Source organism: Pseudomonas argentinensis (assembly GCF_001839655.2).
GTDB classification, from domain to species: Bacteria; Pseudomonadota; Gammaproteobacteria; order Pseudomonadales; family Pseudomonadaceae; genus Aquipseudomonas; species Aquipseudomonas argentinensis_B.
Window position 1 is genome coordinate 3,781,918 of sequence record NZ_CP056087.1, and the last position, 18,927, is coordinate 3,800,844.

Here is an 18,927-nt window from a genome sequence, read left to right on the forward strand (position 1 = left end):
CCATGTAAAGCAAGCTTGACTAAGGACGACGAATACGCCAATGTAAAGCACGCTTTCCATATCGAGCCATGACCATGACCAGTACGCGCCCCTTTCTCGTTCAATTTGCCGTGGCGATGATCGCCTACACTGCCGCCGTGGCTGTCAGCAGCGTGCTGCTCGCCAGCCTTCCCCAAGGTTCGCTGCGTACCCTCTGCGCACTGATTCCCGTCGTGCCGATGATCCTCGTGGCAATCACGGTGATTCGCCAGGTGCGCCAGCTGGACGAACTGGCCCGCACCATCCACCTGGAAGCCTTGGCCATCGCCTTCGTCGGTACGGCACTGCTCACCTTCAGCTACGGTTTTCTGGAAACCGCCGGCTTTCCGCGCCTGTCGATGTTCTTCGTCTGGCCGGTGCTGGGCACCTTGTGGGGCTTGGGATCCTGGTTCAGCTGGAGGCGCTACCGGTGATCAACCAGGTGCGCGAGTTGCGCAGCCAGCGCGGCTGGTCCCAGGCCGAGCTGGGCGAGCGCCTGGGCGTCTCCCGGCAAACGGTGAATGCCATCGAAACCGGCCGCTACGACCCCAGCCTGCCCCTGGCCTTCAAGATCGCCCGGCTGTTCGAACGCTCTATCGAAGCCATCTTCCAGGCGCCGGACGCATGAATACCCACACTTCCACGCCGCTCGAGGCGTACCGCCTGGCCGTCGAACAACAGGGTTTCGTCAGCGACGCCGCGCAACAGGCCGCGGCCGAACACCTGCAGCGCTGTTATGAGGCCCTGCATCGCGGTGGCGTGCCCCAGGGCGTCTATCTCTGGGGCCCGGTGGGACGCGGCAAGACCTGGCTGATGGACAGCTTCCACGCGGCGTTGCAGGTGCCCGCCCGGCGCCAGCATTTCCATCACTTCATGGGCTGGGTGCACCGCCGCCTGTTCGAGTTGACCGGCACCGCCGCGCCCCTGCAGGTACTGGCCCGGGAGCTGGCCACCGAGATCCGCGTGCTGTGCTTCGACGAGCTGTTCGTCAGCGATATCGGCGACGCGATGCTGCTGGGACGCCTGTTCCGCTCGCTGTTCGACGAGGGTGTGGTGCTGGTCGCCACCTCCAACCAGCCGCCGGAACAGTTGTACGCCGGCGGCCATAACCGTGAGCGCTTCCTGCCCGCCATCGACGCCCTGCTGCAGCACATGCAGGTGGTGGCGGTGGACGGCAGCCAGGATCATCGCCAGCACCCCGGCCAACGGCGCCAGCGCTACTGGCTGCGCCAGGCCGGCCAGCCGAGTGCCCTGCCCGGGCTGCTGGAAGCACTGCGCCAGGGTGAGCCCGTCAGCCACCAGCCACTGCTGGTCGGCCACCGCCAGATTGGCGTGCACAGCCACAGCGAAGGGGTACTGCATTGCAGCTTCGCACAGCTCTGCGAGCAACCGCTGGCGACCGGGGAGTTCATCCTGCTCTGTGATCGCTTCAAGGCCATCGTGCTGGGCGACGTGCCGGCCCTCAGCGCGCAGCAGCGCCCGGCCAGGATCGCCCGCGGCACCGAAGACGCCGCCGAGCGGGTGGTTGCCGGCGACCGCCAGCTGCCGGCGCTGTCGATTCACGACAATGCCGTACGGCGCTTTATCGCCCTGGTGGACGAGTGCTATGACCGCCGCGTGCCGCTGTATCTGGAAGCCGCCGTGCCCCTGGACGAGCTGTACACCGAAGGCTACCTGGCCTTCGCCTTCCGTCGCACCCTGAGCCGCCTGCAGGAAATGCAGCTGGAGCGGTTTGGCTGAAGACGCCTTGGCCGGGCCGACTCAAGCCGAAGCCTGTGGCACCAGCCCGAGAAACGCCTGGATCTGCGCCTTCTTGGCGATGGCGTCCTGGTAGCCCAGCTCGATCAGCTCGCTGCAATAACCCGGCTCGAACAACAGGTAGCTGAGCACCCCGCCGCCGCCGTCGCGGGTCGCGCCGGGGCCGCGCAGGAACAGACGCAGCGCCGCCGGCATCTCCCGGCGATGGCGCGCGGCGATCACGTCCAGCGGCTGGCTCGGCGAGATCACCAGCACCTCCACCGGGGTGAGCCCATAGGTGCGGCTGCGCTGTTCGGCGGGCACCAGGCGGCCCAACTGGTTGAGACGCTCGAGCAGCTCGATGTCGCTTTCCACGTTGTCGATAAAGGTGCTGTTGAGCATGTGCCCGGCGATCTGCGCCAGGCTCGGCTGCACACCGCCGGGCACCGGCACGGGCGCCCCGCCAGCCTGGTTGCCGACCGGGTTGCCGCTGACCCCCACCACCAGCACCTTGGTCGCCCCCAGGTGCAGTGCCGGGCTGATCGGCGCCATCTGCCGTACCGCGCCGTCGCCAAAGTACTCGCGGTTGATCTTTACCGGCTCGAAAATCAGCGGAATCGCCGTGCTGGCCAGCAGGTGCGGCAGCGCCAGGCGCGTCGGCACGCCGACCCGGCGATGGCGGAACCAGGGGTCGATGGCGGCGCGGCCCTGGTAGAAGGTCACCGCCTGGGCCGACTCGTAGCCGAACGCGGTCACCGCCACGGCGCGCAACTGGCGGTGGCGAACCGCGGCGGCGATGCCGGAAAAATCCAGTTCGCGCTCGAGCAACGCTGCCAGCGGCGAGCTGTCGAGCAGCGCCACCGGCACCTGCTTGCCGAGGCCGAGCATACTGTGGCCGATGAAGCGACTGGCCTGGCGCAGCACGCCGGGCCAGTCGCTGCGGTACACCTGGTGGGTATGGAAGCTGCGCCACACGCTGCTCAGGCGCTTGACCGCCTCCCGAAAGTGCAGCGCCCCACAGGCCAGGCTGACGGCGTTGATAGCCCCGGCCGAGGTGCCGACGATGACCGGAAAGGGATTGTGCGCCCCATCCTCGGGCAGCAGCTCGGCGATCGCCGAGAGCACACCGACCTGATACGCGGCCCGTGCGCCACCGCCGGAAAGGATGAGCCCGGTGGTGGCCGGGTTGCCGCTAGCGTCCTGCTTCATTCGTCGATTCCGCTTCGGAGGGTCAGTAGAGTTTAGGCTCGCCTGGTGGCCGAGTCTTAAAGCGCCGGTGCGCCCACAGATACTGCTCGGGGCAGGTGACGATGGCCTGTTCGACCCACTGGTTGACCCGCAGGCAATCGGCCTCTTCGTTTTCGCCGGGGAAATCCGTGAGCGGCGGGTGGATGGTCAAACGGTAGCCGCCACCATCGGGCAGGCGCATCTGGGTGAACGGCAGCACGATGGCTCGCCCCAGGCGCGCGAACTTGGTGGTGGCCGTGACGGTCGCCGCCTGGATGCCGAACAAGGGCGCGAACAGGCTCTGCTTGCGACCGTAGTCCTGGTCCGGCGCGTACCAGATCGCCCGGCCGGCGCGCAGCACCTTGATCATCGCCCGTACGTCCTCGCGCTCGATGGCGGTGGCGTCCAGGTTATGGCGCTCACGCCCGCGGCGCTGCACGAAGTCGAACACCGGGTTGCCATGCTCGCGGTACATGCCGTCGATGGTGTGCACCTGGCCGAGCAAGGCGGCGCCGATCTCCAGGGTGGTGAAGTGCACGGCCATGAGAATCACCCCCTGCCCCCGTGCCTGGGCCTGCTGCAGGTGCTCGATGCCCTCGATATGGGCCAGGCGCGCCAGCTTGTGGCGCGGCCACCACCAGCTCATGGCCATCTCGAAGAAGGCGGTGCCGGTGGAGGCGAAATTCTCCTTCAACAGACGCTCGCGCTTGTCTGCCGGCATGTGCGGGAAGCACAGTTCCAGGTTGCGCCTGGCGATGCGCCGACGCGAGCCGGCCAGGTGATACATCAGCCAGCCCAGGCCACGGCCCAGGCGCAGCAGCGCGCCGTAGGGCAACTGCACGGTCAGCCACAGCAGGCCGAGGCCGGCCCACAGCGGCCAGAACCGCGGGTGAAGAAAGGTGCGGCGAAAGACGGGACGATCCATTGACGATCCGGGATGGCGTTCAAAGCCGCCTAGTCTACCAGCAGGTTCGCCGCTCTCGGGAGTGAGGCGTCGGGACGCTCAGCGTTGCCAGTCGATCTGCAGGGTTTGGTCGGCCACCATGCGCTGCATGTGGTCGGCCACCACCGGTTCGAGGCGATCGAGCGTGGCGGCGTCCGGCGCCTCGATGACCGCCGTCAGGCCACCTTCGAAACGGGTCAGGGTAAGGCGCGCCGGGTCGAAGACGATCTCGCCGCGCTGCTCGTCGAAGCTTACCTGGAATTTGTGGCTCCAGTGCCGGCACAGGCGGGTCAGGCAGCGCTGCCCCTGTTCGGTGGTGACCGTTGCACGGGATTCAGGCATGACAGTGCTCCTGAGGGATTGGCGATGCCGGAAATCTAGCACGCCGCTTCGCTACCCCGCATTCGCCATTATTGATGTAATCGATCGAAAAGCCTGGACTTGCATGGCGGCCGGGGCGGCGTCAGGATCGTACCCCAGCCAACAACAATAGCCCCTCACGGCCAGGAGAATGCCATGCAAGAAGTCGTCATCGTCGCCGCCACCCGTACCGCCATCGGCAGCTTTCAGGGGGCGCTGGCGGACGTGCCGGCCACCGACCTGGGCGCCGCGGTGATCCGCCGCCTGCTCGAGCAGACCGGCCTGGACGGCGCGCAGGTCGACGAGGTGATTCTCGGCCACGTGCTGACCGCCGGCGTCGGCCAGAACAGCGCCCGCCAGGCGGCGATCAAGGCCGGCCTGCCCCATGGGGTGCCGGCGCTGACCCTCAACAAGGTCTGCGGCTCGGGCCTCAAGGCCCTGCACCTGGGCGCCCAGGCGATCCGCTGTGGCGACGCCGAGGTGATCATCGCCGGCGGCATGGAGAACATGAGCCTGGCGCCCTACGTGCTGCCCAAGGCGCGCACAGGGCTGCGCATGGGCCACGGGCAACTGGTCGATACGATGATCAGCGACGGCCTGTGGGACGCCTTCAACGACTACCACATGGGCATCACCGCCGAAAACCTGGTGGACAAGTACGCCATCAGCCGCGAAGACCAGGACGCCTTTGCCGCCGCCTCCCAACAGAAGGCCACGGCCGCCATCGAAACCGGCCGTTTCGCCGACGAAATCACCCCGATCCTGATCGCCCAGCGCAAGGGCGAGCCCGTCGCCTTCGCCACCGACGAGCAGCCCCGCGCCGGCACCACGGCCGACACCCTGGGCAAGCTCAAGCCGGCGTTCAGGAAGGATGGCAGCGTGACGGCCGGCAACGCCTCGAGCCTCAACGACGGCGCCGCTGCGGTGTTGCTGATGAGCGCAGGCAAGGCCCAGGCGCTGGGCCTGCCGGTGCTGGCGCGTATCAAGGCCTATGCCAATGCCGGCGTCGACCCGGCGATCATGGGCATCGGCCCGGTATCGGCCACCCGCCGCAGCCTGGAGAAGGCCGGCTGGACGCTGGATGAGCTGGACCTGATCGAAGCCAACGAAGCCTTTGCCGCCCAGGCGCTGTCGGTGGGCAAGGAGCTGGGCTGGGATGCCAGCAAGGTCAACGTCAATGGCGGCGCCATCGCCCTTGGCCACCCGATTGGCGCCTCGGGCTGCCGGGTGCTGGTCACCCTGCTCCACGAGATGCTCAAGCGTGATGCCAAAAAGGGCCTGGCGACCCTGTGCATCGGTGGTGGTCAGGGCGTGGCGCTGCTGCTCGAACGCAGCTGAAAACGGTGCGGCCCAGCCAGCTGCTGGGCCTGATCCGCGATACGACAAGCCTTCTTGCGATGAGACCGCCAATGAGCGACCGCCTGCGCTACCTGTTCGCCGAATGCCGCAAACCCTGTGCGCAGCGCCCGGAGGTCACGGCCATCGTGCTGTTCGCGCTGCTCTGCGAGGACGACGACGTGGTGTACCTGGAAATCCGCTACATCGACTACGCCAGCGGCCTGGCGGAAGGCGATCACCTGTGGCTGTCGCTCGAAGAAGCCAAGCAAGACCTGCTCGACGACCACGGCATTACCGAGCAAGACTGGCGCCCATTGTCAGCACGGGAAATCGCCCGCATAGACCGCACCATCGAATAAGGGCGGGCTCAGCGCCGCTGATCTGCGCAACGTTGTTCAGGTAACCCGTTCGGCCACCGGCAGCTTGGCGATGGCCTCGCGGGTTTCCCGATCCTGGGCGTCGCGCCAGGTGCGGAACGCGTCCAGCTCGCCGCCCCAGGTCTTCATCACCCAGGCCAGTACCGCCAGGTCATCGACCAGGCCAAGGCCGGGAATGAAGTCGGGAAGCGCATCGAGCGGCGACACGAAATAGATCAGGCCGGCGACGATCGCCACCAGGGCCTGCGGGTTGACCGCCCGGTAGCTGCCCCGCCACCAGGCCACGCAGAGTTCCTGCAACAGAACCAGGTCGCCTCTCAACGACGACAGGCTGCGCGCGCCACCGCCGCTTTTGCGGGTCACGGCCAGCAGCAGTGCTGGCAGACGGCCGCGCTTGAGGAAGCGCTGCGCGATGGGCAGGTAACGGGCAAAATTCCACGGTGCTTTCATGACCACTCCTCGTCAGCCCGCACGGCTGCTGGGCTGTCTGTGGTTATCCACCATAGCTGTGGATAACCTTGTGAACAGTTATGGGATTAGCTTACCAAAGCCCCCTGTGATGCGGCCTCGCCACAGATCGGACATTTTTTATCCAGCGAATAAAACCTTGCTAAATCAATCATTTAAAAAAATCAAAAGATTTCGTAAAAAAACTGACCAACTGAATAAGAAGCTTTGTCGCAGTGTGCATAACCGCCCTGTCAAGGCTTGTAATTCGAGCTTTTTGCGATTAGGAACCTCCACAAACGACAACGCCCCGACAGGCGGGGCGTTGTTCCAGGCAGCTGAGGCTTACTTGGCCGGAGCGGCCTCGGGAGCTGCTTGCTCGGCAGCGTTCTGGTCCTTGATGCCCAGCAGTTCGAGGTCGAACACCAGTACCGAGTTGGCCGGAATGGCCGGGCTCGGGCTCTGGGCGCCGTAGGCCAGTTCGGCCGGGATGTACAGCTTGACCTTCTCGCCCACGTGCATCAGTTGCAGGCCTTCGACCCAACCCGGGATCACGCCACCAACCGGCAGGTCGATCGGGGTGCCGCGCTCGATGGAGCTGTCGAATACGGTGCCGTCGGTGAGCTTGCCTTCGTAGTGCACGGTGACCACGTCGTCAGCCTTGGGCTGCGGGCCGTCGGCCTTCTTGACCACTTCGTACTGCAGGCCCGAAGCGGTGGTGGTGACGCCGTCACGCTTGCCGTTCTCTTCGAGGAATTTCTTGCCGGCGGTAGCGGCTTCTTCGTTCATCTTGGTCATGCGCTCTTCGGCACGCTTCTGCAGAGAGGCGAAAGCCTCGATCAGCTCTTCGTCCTTCAGGCGCTGCTCTTTCTTACCGATGGCGTCTTCGATGCCCTGGGCAACGGCATTCGGGTCCAGATCATCCATGCCTTCCTGAGCCAGGCTCTTGCCCATGTTCAGACCGATACCGTAGGACGCCTTCTGCGCCGGAGTTTCCAGTTTTACGTCGCTGGTTTGCGAATCACAACCGGCGAGCACCAGGCCCACCAGGGCGATCGCTGCTGCCAAACGATGCTGTTTCATGCTGATTCCTTGTCCGCTGCGCCCTAGGGGCTATCGAGTGAAGGCGCGAGCTTAGGGTGTGTGAGTGTATCAACGCAAGCCGCGGTGCTTGGAATTACCCAGGCAGATCACGGGTACTCTGCGAGAAATGGCGAGCGGTGGCAAAAAGCCGACCGAAACGTCCAGCACGTGCCGACACAGCGACGTAACTGACTAGCCGGTATGAGTTTTCCCAGGCTGAGAAGTTCAGTGGTGGCCGGCGAAACCGGGCTCACCCGAGCGCTGACCGCGCTCGCGCCACCCGTGAGGCGGACTCGCGCCCGAGCACCCGGCTGATGCGCTGCCCTGCTCCGATCAGCCGGGCCAGATCGACCCCGGTCTCGATGCCCAGGCCCTGCAGCAGATAGAGCACATCCTCACTGGCCACGTTACCGGTCGCGCCCTTGGCATAGGGACAGCCGCCAAGGCCGGCGACCGAGGCGTCGAACACCGCGATGCCCTCCAGCAGACTGGCATGGATGTTGGCCAGCGCCTGCCCGTAGGTGTCGTGAAAGTGCCCGGCCAGGCGGTCGCGCGGCACTTGCCGGCCCACCACCTCGAACAGCCGGCGCACCGCGCCCGCGGTACCCACGCCGATGGTGTCGCCCAGGGACACCTCGTAGCAGCCCATGGCCCGCAACTCGCCGGCAACGGCCGCCACCTGCTCGGCCGTCACCTCGCCCTCGTAGGGGCAACCGAGCACGCAGGACACATAGCCACGCACCCGCACACCGTGCTGCCAAGCCGCGTCCAGCACCGGCTCGAAGCGCTTCAGGCTCTCGGCGATCGAGCAATTGATATTGCGTTGCGAGAAGGCTTCGGAGGCCGCGGCGAACACCGCCACCTCACGTACACCCGCCTGCAACGCCGCCTGCAGGCCCTGCAGGTTGGGGGTCAGCGCCGCGTAGGTGACGCCGGGGCGCCGATCGATGCCGGCAAACACCTCGGTGCTGCCGGCCATCTGCGGCACCCATTTGGGCGACACGAAACTGCCGACTTCTATATAGGCGAGCCCGGCGGCGCTCAGGTCATCGACCAGGCGCACCTTGTCGGCCACGCCGATCGGCTGCTTCTCGTTCTGCAGGCCGTCACGGGGCCGACTTCCACCAGGCGCACATGGCTGGGCAGGCTCATGGCTGCCCCTCCAGTTCGACCAGCACGGCGCCTTCGCCGATCAGCTCGCCTTCGGCGCAGTAAATGGCTTTGATGGTGCCCGCCTGGGGCGCGCGAATGCTGTGCTCCATCTTCATGGCTTCCAGCACCACCAGGGCAGCGCCCGCCTCGACCTGCTGCCCCGGTGCGACCAGCACCCGCACGATGCTGCCGTTCATGGGCGCGGTAAGCCCCCCGCCGTGGGCATTGCTCGCGTTGGCGGCGCCAAGTGGATCGAAACGGCGCACGGCCAGCCACTCCACACCCCAGCGCAGATACAGGGTGTCGCCTTCACGCACCGCAGTTTTCGGCGCGGCGGTATCCGGCTCGAGCTGCACGCGGCGCGTGGTTTCACCACAGGTCAGCGTCGTTGGCAGAGCGGCAGAAGCGGCGCTGCGCCAGGCGCGACGCGCCGCCCAGGGCGAATGCGGATCGTCCGCTCGCTGGCGGTCGATGTCGGTTGCCAGCAAGGCCGCGCCAGCCTGCTGCCAGAAGGCATCCGGCAATTGCTGCGCTGGCGGCAACAACTGCGCCTGGTGCCGTTCGATAAAGCCGGTGTCCAGTTCCGCGGCGGCGAACGCCGGGTGGGCGAGGATGCGCTGCAGAAACGCCAGGTTGGTCTTGAAGCCACCGACCAGGGTCTCGGCCAGCATGGCCAGCAGCCGTTGCCGGGCTTCCTCGCGGTTCTCGCCCCAGGCGATCAGCTTGGCCAGCATCGGGTCGTAGAAGGGCGATACCTCATCGCCCTGCTCCACGCCGCTGTCGACCCGTCGCCCCGGTCCGCCTGCCGGCTCACGGTACAGATCCAAATGCCCGCTGGCCGGCAGAAAGCCGCCTTCCGGGTCTTCGGCATACAGGCGCACTTCGATCGCATGGCCATTGAGCGGCACCTGCTCCTGGCGGATCGGCAGCGGCTCGCCACGGGCCACGCGGATCTGCCAGGCGACCAGGTCGAGGCCGGTGATCGCCTCGGTCACCGGGTGCTCGACCTGCAGGCGGGTGTTCATTTCCATAAAGAAGAAGTCGCCGCGGACATCGAGCAGAAACTCCACGGTGCCGGCGCCCACATAGCCGATGGCCTGGGCGGCACGCACCGCGGCCTCGCCCATGGCCCGGCGCAGTTCGGCAGACAGGCCTGGCGCGGGTGCCTCTTCGACCACCTTCTGGTGGCGGCGCTGAATCGAGCAATCGCGCTCGTTGAGGTACAGGCAGTTACCATGCTGATCAGCGAATACCTGGATCTCCACGTGGCGTGGTTGCAGCACGTATCTCTCCACCAGCATGCGTGCGTCACCGAAGGCCGACTGCGCTTCGCGTTGCGCCGAGGCCAGGGCGTCGGCCAGATCCGCCTCGCGCTCGACGATCTTCATGCCCTTGCCGCCGCCACCGGCCGTGGCCTTGAGCAACACCGGGTAGCCGATCCGCTGCGCGGCACTGCGGAAGGTTTCCAGGTCCTGAGCCTCACCGTGGTAACCGGGCACCAGCGGCACGCCGGCCTCCTCCATCAGCGCCTTGGCCGCCGACTTGCTGCCCATGGCATCGATGGCGCTGGCCGGCGGGCCGAGAAAGATCAGCCCGGCGGCTTCGAGCTTGCGGGCGAAGGTGGCGTTCTCGGACAGGAAGCCGTAGCCGGGGTGGATGGCTTCGGCGCAGCTGGCCCGGGCGGCCTCGATGATCCTGTCCATCAGCAGGTAGCTGTCGGCCGGTTTGGCGCCGCCCAGGTCGATGGCCAGGTCCGCCTCGCGTACATGCCGGGCGCTGCGGTCGATGGCGCTATGCACCGCCACGGTGGTAAGCCCCAGGGCCTTGGCGGTACGCATGACCCGGCAGGCGATTTCGCCACGGTTGGCGATCAGCAGTGTGGTGATGGTTTTCATGACTGGGTCTGCCAGGCGGGTGTGCGTTTTCCCAGAAAGGCGCCGAGGCCCTCCTGCCCTTCTTCACTGATGCGGATGCCGGCGATCACGCTTTCGGTACGCTGGCGCAGGGCGTCGCTGAGCACGCCACTGCCGACGCCATGCAACAGCGCCTTGGTCTCGCGCATGGCCTGGGGGCTGTTGAGCAACAGCGTGGCGATCCACTGTTCCAGCTCGCTCTCCAGCTCGGCTGGCGGATAGCACTCGGCCAACAGGCCCAGTTCCCGCGCCCGCTCGCCAGTGAAGCGCTCGGCGCTCAGGGCATAACGGCGCGCCGCCCGCTCGCCGATGGCCTGCACCACGTAGGGGCTGATCACCGCGGGCGCCAGGCCGATGCGCACTTCGGAGAGGCTGAACAGTGCATCACTGGCGCCAATGGCGATATCGCAACAGGCGGTCAGCCCCACCGCACCGCCGAACGCCGCGCCCTGCACCACGGCGAGGGTCGGGCACGGCAGGTGGTAGAGCTGGCTCATCAACTCGCCCAGCTCGTGGGCATCCTGCAGGTTGGCGGCGTAATCCAGCCTGGCCGAGGCCTGCATCCAGGCCAGATCCGCGCCAGCGCTGAAGTGCTTGCCGCGCCCACGCAGGACTAGAAAACGCGTGCTGTCATCGGCCGCCAGCTGGCGTAGCGCCTGGATCAGCTCCCGGATCATCTCGGCATTGAAGGCGTTGTGCTTGTCCGCGCGGTTCAGCCACAGGGTGGCGACGCCGCGCGGATCAAGCTGCAGTTCGAGGGTGGTGAAGTCGGTCATCGGTCTGTCCTCGCTACATGCGGAACACGCCGAAGCGTGTCGGCGCGATGGGCGCATTGAGGCTGGCGGAAATCGCCAGGGCCAGTACGTCGCGGGTCTGCGCCGGGTCGATCACCCCGTCATCCCACAGCCGGGCGCTGGAGTAGAAGGCATGGGCCTGGCGCTCGTACTGCTCGACGATGGGCTGTTTGAGGCGCTGTTCGTCTTCGGCGGAAAATACCTGGCCGGCGCGCTGCGCCTGCTCGTGCTTGACCTGCACCAGCACGCCGGCGGCTTGCTGCGCGCCCATCACGCCGATCCGCGCGTTGGGCCACATCCACAGAAAACGCGGATCAAAGGCACGCCCGCACATGCCGTAGTTGCCGGCGCCAAAGCTGCCACCGATGATCACCGTGAACTTCGGCACCCGGGCACAGGCCACCGCGGTGACCAGCTTGGCGCCGTGCTTGGCGATACCGCCCTCCTCGTATTTCTTGCCGACCATAAAGCCGGTGATGTTCTGCAGGAACAGCAACGGGATGCCACGCTGGCAGGCCAGCTCGATAAAGTGCGCGCCCTTCTGCGCGGCCTCGGCGAAGAGGATGCCGTTGTTGGCCAGGATGGCGATCGGGTAGCCGTGCAGATGGGCAAAGCCGCACACCAGGGTGGTACCGAACAGCGCCTTGAATTCATCGAACTGCGAGTCGTCGACGATCCGGGCGATCACCTCGCGCACGTCGAACGGCTGCTTGGCGTCGGCGGGAATAACCCCATACAACTCATCGGCCGCATAACGTGGCATCACCGGCGCTTGCGCCTGCAGCTGGCCGAGCTTGCGCCAGTTGAGGTTGGCCACGCAGCGCCGGGCCAGGGCCAGGGCGTGCTCGTCGTTCTCGGCATAGTGGTCGGCCACGCCGCTGGTCCTGCAGTGCACATCGGCGCCGCCCAGTTCCTCGGCGCTGACCACCTCGCCGGTGGCGGCCTTGACCAGTGGCGGGCCGGCAAGAAAGATGGTGGCCTGCTCACGCACCATGATGGTCTCGTCGCTCATCGCCGGCACGTAGGCGCCGCCAGCGGTGCACGAGCCCATCACCACGGCGATCTGCGCGATGCCCTGGGCGCTCATGTTGGCCTGGTTGAAGAAGATCCGCCCGAAGTGCTCGCGATCAGGGAACACCTCGTCCTGACGCGGCAGGTTGGCGCCACCGGAATCCACCAGGTAGAGGCACGGCAGGCGGTTTTCGCAGGCGATGGCCTGGGCACGCAGGTGCTTCTTGACGGTCAGCGGGTAATAGCTGCCGCCCTTTACCGTGGCGTCGTTGGCGATGACCATGCACTCGACGCCCTCGATGCGGCCGATACCGGCGATCACCCCGGCGGCGGCGACCTCTTCGTCATACACCTGGTAGGCGGCCAGCGCGCCGATCTCCAGAAACGGCGAGCCGGGATCGAGCAGCCGGTCGATGCGCTCGCGCGGCAGCAGCTTGCCCTTGCCGGTATGTCGCTCCTGGGCCTTGGCGCCGCCGCCTTCGCGGGTGCGGGCCAGCAAGGCGCGTAGCTCTTCGACCTGGACGAGCATCGCGTCGCGGTTGGCGGCATATTCGCTAGAACGGGTGTTGAGTTGGCTAAGCAGAGTTGCCATGACGCGGCTCCGACTGACGGACACTTCTAAAAGCTATCTGCGTTTTTAAAGGTGTCCGGTAACAGGAAAACGAGGGGCTCTGATCAAGCCGTTTCGTTGAACAGCTCGCGGCCGATCAGCATGCGGCGGATCTCGCTGGTGCCGGCGCCGATCTCGTAGAGCTTGGCGTCGCGCCACAGGCGGCCGACCGGGAATTCGTTGATATAGCCGTTGCCGCCGAGGATCTGGATCGCCTCGCCGGCCAGCCAGGTGGCCTTTTCCGCAGCGTAGAGAATGACCCCGGCGCAGTCCTTGCGCACCTGGCGCACGTGCTCGCGGCCCAGCGCGTCGAGCTGCTTGCCGACCGCATAGAGGTAGGCACGGCAGGCCTGCTGGGTGGTGTACATGTCGGCCAGCTTGCCCTGGATCAGCTGGAACTCGCCGATGCTCTGGCCGAACTGCTTGCGGTCGTGGATATAGGGCACCACCACATCCATCGCCGCCTGCATCAGGCCCAGCGGGCCGCCAGAGAGCACGGCGCGTTCGTAATCCAGGCCGCTCATCAGCACCCGCGCGCCTTCACCGACACCGCCGAGGATGTTTTCTGCGGGTACTTCGACATCCTGAAACACCAGCTCGCCGGTGTGCGAGCCGCGCATGCCGAGCTTGTCGAGTTTCTGGGCCACGGAGAAGCCCTGGCTGCCCTTCTCCACAATGAAGGCGGTCATGCCCTTGGCGCCAGCTGCCGGATCGGTCTTGGCGTAGACCACCAGCACGTCGCAGTCCGGGCCGTTGGTGATCCACATCTTGCTGCCGTTGAGCAGGTAATGGTCGCCCTTGCGGTCGGCGCGCAGCTTCATCGACACCACGTCGGAGCCAGCGTTGGGCTCGCTCATGGCCAGGGCGCCGATATGCTCGCCGCTGATCAGCCCGGGCAGGAAGCGGCGCTTCTGTTCGTCGCTGCCGTTGCGGTTGATCTGGTTCACGCATAGGTTGGAATGGGCGCCGTAGGACAGGCCGATGCCACCGGCGGCACGGGAAATTTCTTCCATCGCCACCATGTGCGCCAGGTACCCCATGCCGGCACCGCCGTATTCCTCGCTGACGGTCAGGCCGAGCAGGCCCATGTCGCCGAACTTGCGCCACAGGTCCATGGGGAACTGGTCGGTGCGGTCGGCCTCGGCGGCGCGCGGGGCGATTTCCTTGGCGGCGAAGCCGGCGACCGCATCGCGCAGCATGTCGATTTCCTCGCCGAGGAAGAAATTCAGACCTGGCAGGGTACTCATGTAACGACTCTCCTTTGTTGTAGTTGTAGGAAGCGTCAAACGGTCGGTGATCGGTGGTTCAGGCGGTTGCGGGAATGTCCTTCAGGGCGCTCAGGCAGCGCTGCTCGGCGGTGTCGAGTTCGCGCTGCATCTGCTGGATATCGAGCAGTTGGCGAGCGAGGTGCTCGCGGCGCTCGGCGATCTTGTCCAGAAAGTGGTCGAGCTGCTTGCGGTTGCCGCCGGCCGGGTCATAGAGATCGATCAGCTCCTTGCACTCGGCCAGGGAAAAGCCGATGCGCTTGCCGCGCAGGATCAGCGTCAAGGTCACCCGGTCGCGAGCGCTGTAGATGCGCTCTTGGCCACGCCGCTCGGGCGCAAGCATGCCCTGCTCCTCGTAGAAGCGAATGGTGCGGGTGGTGACGCCCAGCTCCTGGGCCAGATCGGAAATGCTGTGAGAAACGCTCATGTTGCGGCTGCGCCTCTAAGTTACCTTTTACGTAAACGTAAGCCCGCAATCGCAGGGCTGTCAAATCGTTCGGTAACTGCCTGGCCAAAACGAAGAACGCACGGCCCTGGAGGCCGTGCCTTTCATCGACTCATGGCTGCGGCTTGCCGTCCCACGGCACGCCATCGAGGGGGCGGCGGCGCGCCATCTCTTCTTCATCGAGCCCTTCCCCGGCGCCGATGTCGCCTTCGCCCACCACGCTAAGATCGCGGTCGGCCGGCATGTCATCGCCACGCTCACGGGGGGAGCGCGCGCCGGTGTCGTCGATCAGGGTTTCAGGGCTCAGGTCGTCCAGGCTCACGCCATCTTCGTGACGGCCTTCCTTGAGGGTTTCGCCACCACTCTGTCCCGCTTCGCGCACACGCTCGTCGGGGTACTCGTGCTGCACTTCGTCGTCGGGGCGACGATCGCCAATACGCCCTTCGCGATCATCCTGGCGGTCGCTGAAGTCGAGCTGTTCGATCGACCCCATGCGATCCTCCATGTCGTCGATCTCCTGGGGCGTGGCAGATTGCTTGGATGTGCTCATGATCATCTCCGCTGTGGGTCTATCTGGTGGACTCGCCCTGCAGCGGGAAAATTCAGGGAAAGTGACGACCTCACCCTTCGCCGACCAGTTGCTCCATCGCCTCCTCGATCACGCTGCTGCCGGTCGGCCGCACCAAGCGGGTGACCTCGACGCCATCGCGCAGCAGCACCAGGGTCGGCCATAGTTTGACCCGGAACGAACGCCCCAGCGGGCGGCCACTGCCGTCCTCGATTTTCAGGTGCCGGACTTCGGGGTAATCCGGCAACACCTTGGCCAGCAGCGGCTGGGCGGCCTGGCAGTGCCCGCACCAGTCGGTGCCGAATTCGAGCAGGGTCATGCCGGGCATCGCCTGCACCTCGGCGGGCGTCGGGGCGGTGGCGCTATAGGAATTGCTCATGGGATCTCCTTGCCGATGGCACAACCGAAACCGCCCCGTTAAGGCGGGGCGGTCGGGGATTGCAGCGTATCAGACGCCGTCGCTGAGCTTCTTGGCGACGGGTTTGACGCGCTCGGCGATTTCGCCTTCGATGCGCGTCACGGTGTCGGCGATGCGGTCCACGTCGGGGCGCATCGAGCGAGCGTCCTCCATGATGCTCTTCAGGCGGCAATGGCCGCTCAGGCCGCGGGCCACCAGCATGCCGCCAAACGCTGCGCGCACCAGGCCGAGCACGCCGCCACGCTTGAGGCCGCCACGGGCCATGGCGATACCGCTGCCGATGGAAAGCGCACGCTCCCAACCCTGGACGTTACTGCTGCCGTGTTTATCAGATATGGACATTGCGTTCGCTCCGGTCGCTGATTGATATCCAACCGACTGACCACAGCGGCCCGGCGTTCGACCCTGCCGACAGGCGGAAGAGCGCCGTGGCGCCAACAGAAACGGCTGCCCTGAAAAGCCGTCGCGTACGCAGCCGACCGATCAGGCGCAGCCCGAATCAGACCAGAAAGGAAATGGCGCCGGTGATCACCGCCACGAAGGTAACGGCCAGCGACAGCAGCACGGCCCACTTCACCGTGGCCTTCTGAAAATCGCCGATGTCCTTGTCGACCATGCCCACCAACAACAGTGTGGAGGCCACCAGCGGGCTCATCAGGTGCACCGGCTGACCCAGGATCGACGCCCGGGCGATTTCCAGCGGGCTGATGCCGTAGGCCGCCGCGGCCTTGGCCAGGATCGGCACCACGCCGAAGTAGTAGGCGTCGTTGGACAGCACGAAGGTCAGCGGCATGCTGGTGATCGCCACCACCAGCGGGAACAGGTGCCCCCAGGACGGTGGAATCATGTCGACGATGCTTTGCGCCAGCGCGTCGACCATCTTGGTGCCCGAGAAGATGCCCGCGAACACGCCGGCGGCGAACACCAGCAGCACCACGGTCATGGCGTTGCCGGCATGGGACAGGATGCGCTCCTTCTGGATGTCGAGTTGCGGGTAGTTGACCATCAGGGCGATCACGAAACCGATCAGAAACAGCACCGCGGCATGGGCCAGGCCCATCACCAGCGCCGTCATCACCGCGACCACCAGCAGCAGGTTGATCCACACGAAGCGCGGACGCTTGTAGGGCTGGTCGCCAAGGATCTGCTTGATGTAGCAATCGCCACCGCCAGCCTGCAGTTCGGTGTTGCCAATGCGCGTGCGCTCCTTGCGGCCCAGGATATAGGCGATCAGCACCACGCAGGCGGCGCCAGCGACCATGGTCGGCAACAGCGGGACGAAGTAGTCGGAGGCATCCAGGCCCAGGGCGGCGATGGCCCGGGTGGCCGGGCCGCCCCAGGGGGTCATGCCGCTCATGATGCTCAGCGACAGCATCGACACCGTGGCGAGCACCATGGGGTTCATGCCGATGCGCCGGTACAGCGGCAACATCGCCGCGCAGGTGATCATGTAGGTGGTGGTGCCGTCGCCGTCCAGAGCGACGGTCAGCGACAGCAAGGCGGTGCCGACCGCGATCTTCACCGGGTCGCCATTGACCTTGCGCAGGATCACCCGAATCAGTGGGTCGAACAGACCGGTATCGATCATCAGGCCAAAGAACAGAATCGCGAACAGCAGCAACGCCGCCGACGGCGCGACCATCTTCAGGCCGTCGAGAATCATCTTGCCGGTGGAGTCGCCGAAACCGCCGGCGACGGCGAACATGATCGGAATGAAGGTAAGTGCCACGATGGGCGACATGCGCTTGGACATGATCATGTAGGTGAACACGACCACCATCGCCAACCCGAGTAGAGCGAGCATCTGAATTCTCTCTTGTTTTGTTATTGAGACGAGCATTCGCTACCGCACCGGCACAGCCGCTGCGGCAGAGGTTCACACGATGTTTATTTCAACGGCGACTGGGGCTGGGCAGCCCCTTGCCAGGCGGGCGGCGTCTGGCTGCCAGGTGGCGCGAGCCGCTCGTCGAGCACCGCGTGCAGGGTCCTGCGGTCGCAGGCGCCTTCGGAAAGCGACACCACCACGGTAGCCACCGCGTTGCTGGCCAGGCTGGTGAGCGCCCGCGCCTCGGACATGAAGCGGTCGATGCCGATCAGCAGCGCCAGGCCGGCCAGCGGCAGGTCGTGCATCACCGACAGGGTCGACGCCAGGGCGACGAAGCCGCTGCCGGTGACACCGGCGGCGCCCTTCGAGGACAGCAACATGACCGCGAGCATGGTGACGATCTGGGTGAGTGAAAGGTCGATGTTGCAGGCCTGGGCGATGAACACCGCCGCCAGGGACAGGTAGATCGCCGTGCCGTCGAGGTTGAACGAATAGCCGGTTGGCAGCACCAGGCCGACCACCGATTTGCGGCAACCGAGGGCCTGGAGTTTTTCCAGCATGCGCGGCAGCACCGGCTCGGTCGACGAGGTACCCAGTACCACCAGAAACTCTTCACGCAAGTAACGCAACAGCTTCCACAGGCTGAAGCCGTACAGGCGGCACAGGCTGCCGAGCACCACGAAGACGAAGAACGCGCAGGCGATGTACAGCGTCAGGATCAGCTTGGCCAGCGAGCCCAGGGAGGTGATGCCGTACTGGCCGACGGTAAAGGCGATGGCGCCGAAGGCGCCGATCGGTGCGAAGCGCATCAGGTAGGAGAAGATCTTGAAAACCATCTTCGACGCAGCTTCGAGCACGTCGAGTACCGGCTTGCCCGATTCACCGATCGACGACAGGGCAAAGCCCGACAGCACGGCGATGAACAGCACCGGCAGCACCTCGCCCTCGGCGAAGGCGCCCATGAAGGTAGTGGGGATGATGTGCATGAAGAACTCGACCAGACCGAGCTTGGCGGCCGAGTCGGTGTACTGGGACAACCCCGCGGTGCTCAGCTTGCTGGGGTCGACGTTCATGCCCACCCCCGGCTGGAACAGATAGACCGCGCAGAGGCCGATCATCAGGCTGATCACCGTGAGGCCGAGGAACAACCCCAGGGTCTTGCCCATCAGGCGACCCAACGCGCTTTTCTCGGTCATGCCGGCAATACCGGTGACGATGGTGCAGAACACCACGGGCGCGATCATCATCTTCACCAGCTTGATGAACGCATCGCCCAGTGGTTTGAGGGCAGTGGCTTGCTGCGCCCAGAAGTGCCCGACCAGCACGCCCAGCAACACGGCGCAGAGGATCTGGAAATATAACGATCTGACGACTTTCATCAGGCATCACCCATTTA

The 18,927-nt window shown here is 65.7% G+C and carries 20 protein-coding genes and 1 pseudogene; 5 read left to right on the forward strand and 16 right to left on the reverse strand.

The annotated features are described in order from the left end of the window. Positions 1-74 precede the first annotated feature (74 nt). From SA190iCDA_RS17005 to zapE, 3 genes are read left to right on the forward strand one after another with little or no spacing between them, the layout of a single operon-like run. A complete protein-coding gene (locus tag SA190iCDA_RS17005) occupies positions 75-452 on the forward strand; it encodes a hypothetical protein (protein WP_070886543.1) in 378 nt (125 codons plus the stop codon). Next, positions 449-646 (forward strand): helix-turn-helix transcriptional regulator, encoded by a 198-nt coding sequence (locus SA190iCDA_RS17010; RefSeq protein WP_070886544.1) that lies wholly within the window; start codon positions 449-451, stop codon positions 644-646. Before SA190iCDA_RS17005 ends, SA190iCDA_RS17010 begins: the two co-directional genes overlap by 4 nt. Next, positions 643-1,758 (forward strand): cell division protein ZapE, encoded by a 1,116-nt coding sequence (gene zapE, locus SA190iCDA_RS17015; protein ID WP_070886545.1) that lies wholly within the window; start codon positions 643-645, stop codon positions 1,756-1,758. The genes SA190iCDA_RS17010 and zapE overlap by 4 nt, the downstream gene beginning before the upstream one ends. A gap of 21 nt (positions 1,759-1,779) precedes the next feature. Here the strand turns inward: zapE and SA190iCDA_RS17020 are convergent, their stop codons facing one another. From SA190iCDA_RS17020 to SA190iCDA_RS17030, 3 genes are all read right to left on the reverse strand, one after another. Continuing rightward, positions 1,780-2,964 carry a patatin-like phospholipase family protein gene (locus SA190iCDA_RS17020; RefSeq protein WP_070886546.1) on the reverse strand — a complete coding sequence of 395 codons (1,185 nt, stop codon included), beginning with the start codon at positions 2,962-2,964 and terminating at the stop codon, positions 1,780-1,782. A 22-nt stretch (positions 2,965-2,986) separates the two neighbouring features. Then, complete coding sequence (locus SA190iCDA_RS17025; RefSeq protein ID WP_070886547.1) at positions 2,987-3,907, reverse strand: lipid A biosynthesis lauroyl acyltransferase; 921 nt, start codon at positions 3,905-3,907, stop codon at positions 2,987-2,989. 78 nt (positions 3,908-3,985) lie between these two features. After that, the gene (locus tag SA190iCDA_RS17030; RefSeq protein WP_070886548.1) at positions 3,986-4,267 is read right to left on the reverse strand and encodes a DUF2218 domain-containing protein; all 282 of its coding nucleotides are present in this window, start codon (positions 4,265-4,267) and stop codon (positions 3,986-3,988) included. 174 nt (positions 4,268-4,441) lie between these two features. On the opposite strand from SA190iCDA_RS17030, the gene SA190iCDA_RS17035 reads away from it, so the two are divergent. Beyond that, on the forward strand, positions 4,442-5,623 hold the full coding sequence (locus tag SA190iCDA_RS17035) for an acetyl-CoA C-acetyltransferase (protein ID WP_070886549.1): 1,182 nt from the start codon (positions 4,442-4,444) through the stop codon (positions 5,621-5,623). Positions 5,624-5,694: 71 nt separating this feature from the next. Then, the gene (locus tag SA190iCDA_RS17040) at positions 5,695-5,982 is read left to right on the forward strand and encodes a hypothetical protein (RefSeq protein WP_236100875.1); all 288 of its coding nucleotides are present in this window, start codon (positions 5,695-5,697) and stop codon (positions 5,980-5,982) included. Positions 5,983-6,018: 36 nt separating this feature from the next. On the opposite strand, the gene SA190iCDA_RS17045 is transcribed toward SA190iCDA_RS17040, so the two are convergent. From SA190iCDA_RS17045 to SA190iCDA_RS17105, 13 genes and pseudogenes are all read right to left on the reverse strand, one after another. Continuing rightward, positions 6,019-6,450: a YkvA family protein gene (locus SA190iCDA_RS17045; RefSeq protein WP_070886551.1), complete on the reverse strand. Its 432-nt coding sequence runs from the start codon at positions 6,448-6,450 to the stop codon at positions 6,019-6,021. Between the two features lie 342 nt (positions 6,451-6,792). Further along, positions 6,793-7,530, reverse strand: coding sequence for an FKBP-type peptidyl-prolyl cis-trans isomerase (locus SA190iCDA_RS17050; RefSeq protein ID WP_070886552.1), 738 nt, complete (start codon positions 7,528-7,530; stop codon positions 6,793-6,795). A gap of 250 nt (positions 7,531-7,780) precedes the next feature. Further along, positions 7,781-8,682 (reverse strand): annotated as a pseudogene (locus SA190iCDA_RS17055) (hydroxymethylglutaryl-CoA lyase). After that, complete coding sequence (locus SA190iCDA_RS17060) at positions 8,679-10,577, reverse strand: acetyl/propionyl/methylcrotonyl-CoA carboxylase subunit alpha (protein ID WP_070886554.1); 1,899 nt, start codon at positions 10,575-10,577, stop codon at positions 8,679-8,681. Before SA190iCDA_RS17060 ends, SA190iCDA_RS17055 begins: the two are co-directional and overlap by 4 nt. Beyond that, positions 10,574-11,371 carry a gamma-carboxygeranoyl-CoA hydratase gene (locus SA190iCDA_RS17065; protein WP_070886555.1) on the reverse strand — a complete coding sequence of 266 codons (798 nt, stop codon included), beginning with the start codon at positions 11,369-11,371 and terminating at the stop codon, positions 10,574-10,576. The genes SA190iCDA_RS17060 and SA190iCDA_RS17065 overlap by 4 nt, the downstream gene beginning before the upstream one ends. Positions 11,372-11,384: 13 nt before the next feature. Next, complete coding sequence (locus SA190iCDA_RS17070) at positions 11,385-12,992, reverse strand: carboxyl transferase domain-containing protein (protein WP_070886556.1); 1,608 nt, start codon at positions 12,990-12,992, stop codon at positions 11,385-11,387. An 83-nt stretch (positions 12,993-13,075) separates the two neighbouring features. Then, positions 13,076-14,257 (reverse strand): isovaleryl-CoA dehydrogenase, encoded by a 1,182-nt coding sequence (locus SA190iCDA_RS17075; RefSeq protein ID WP_070886557.1) that lies wholly within the window; start codon positions 14,255-14,257, stop codon positions 13,076-13,078. A 58-nt stretch (positions 14,258-14,315) separates the two neighbouring features. Continuing rightward, entirely contained in the window at positions 14,316-14,702 is a 387-nt protein-coding gene (locus SA190iCDA_RS17080; protein WP_070886558.1) for a MerR family transcriptional regulator, read from the reverse strand. A gap of 130 nt (positions 14,703-14,832) precedes the next feature. Continuing rightward, positions 14,833-15,270, reverse strand: coding sequence for a phosphotransferase system, HPr-related protein (locus tag SA190iCDA_RS17085; protein ID WP_070886559.1), 438 nt, complete (start codon positions 15,268-15,270; stop codon positions 14,833-14,835). Between the two features lie 70 nt (positions 15,271-15,340). Then, a complete protein-coding gene (locus SA190iCDA_RS17090) occupies positions 15,341-15,667 on the reverse strand; it encodes a thioredoxin family protein (RefSeq protein WP_070886560.1) in 327 nt (108 codons plus the stop codon). A 69-nt stretch (positions 15,668-15,736) separates the two neighbouring features. Continuing rightward, positions 15,737-16,048, reverse strand: coding sequence for a YgaP-like transmembrane domain (locus tag SA190iCDA_RS17095; protein ID WP_070886561.1), 312 nt, complete (start codon positions 16,046-16,048; stop codon positions 15,737-15,739). 157 nt (positions 16,049-16,205) lie between these two features. After that, complete coding sequence (locus tag SA190iCDA_RS17100; protein WP_070886562.1) at positions 16,206-17,510, reverse strand: CitMHS family transporter; 1,305 nt, start codon at positions 17,508-17,510, stop codon at positions 16,206-16,208. 83 nt (positions 17,511-17,593) lie between these two features. Next, positions 17,594-18,910, reverse strand: coding sequence for a dicarboxylate/amino acid:cation symporter (locus SA190iCDA_RS17105; protein ID WP_070886563.1), 1,317 nt, complete (start codon positions 18,908-18,910; stop codon positions 17,594-17,596). Positions 18,911-18,927 lie beyond the last annotated feature (17 nt).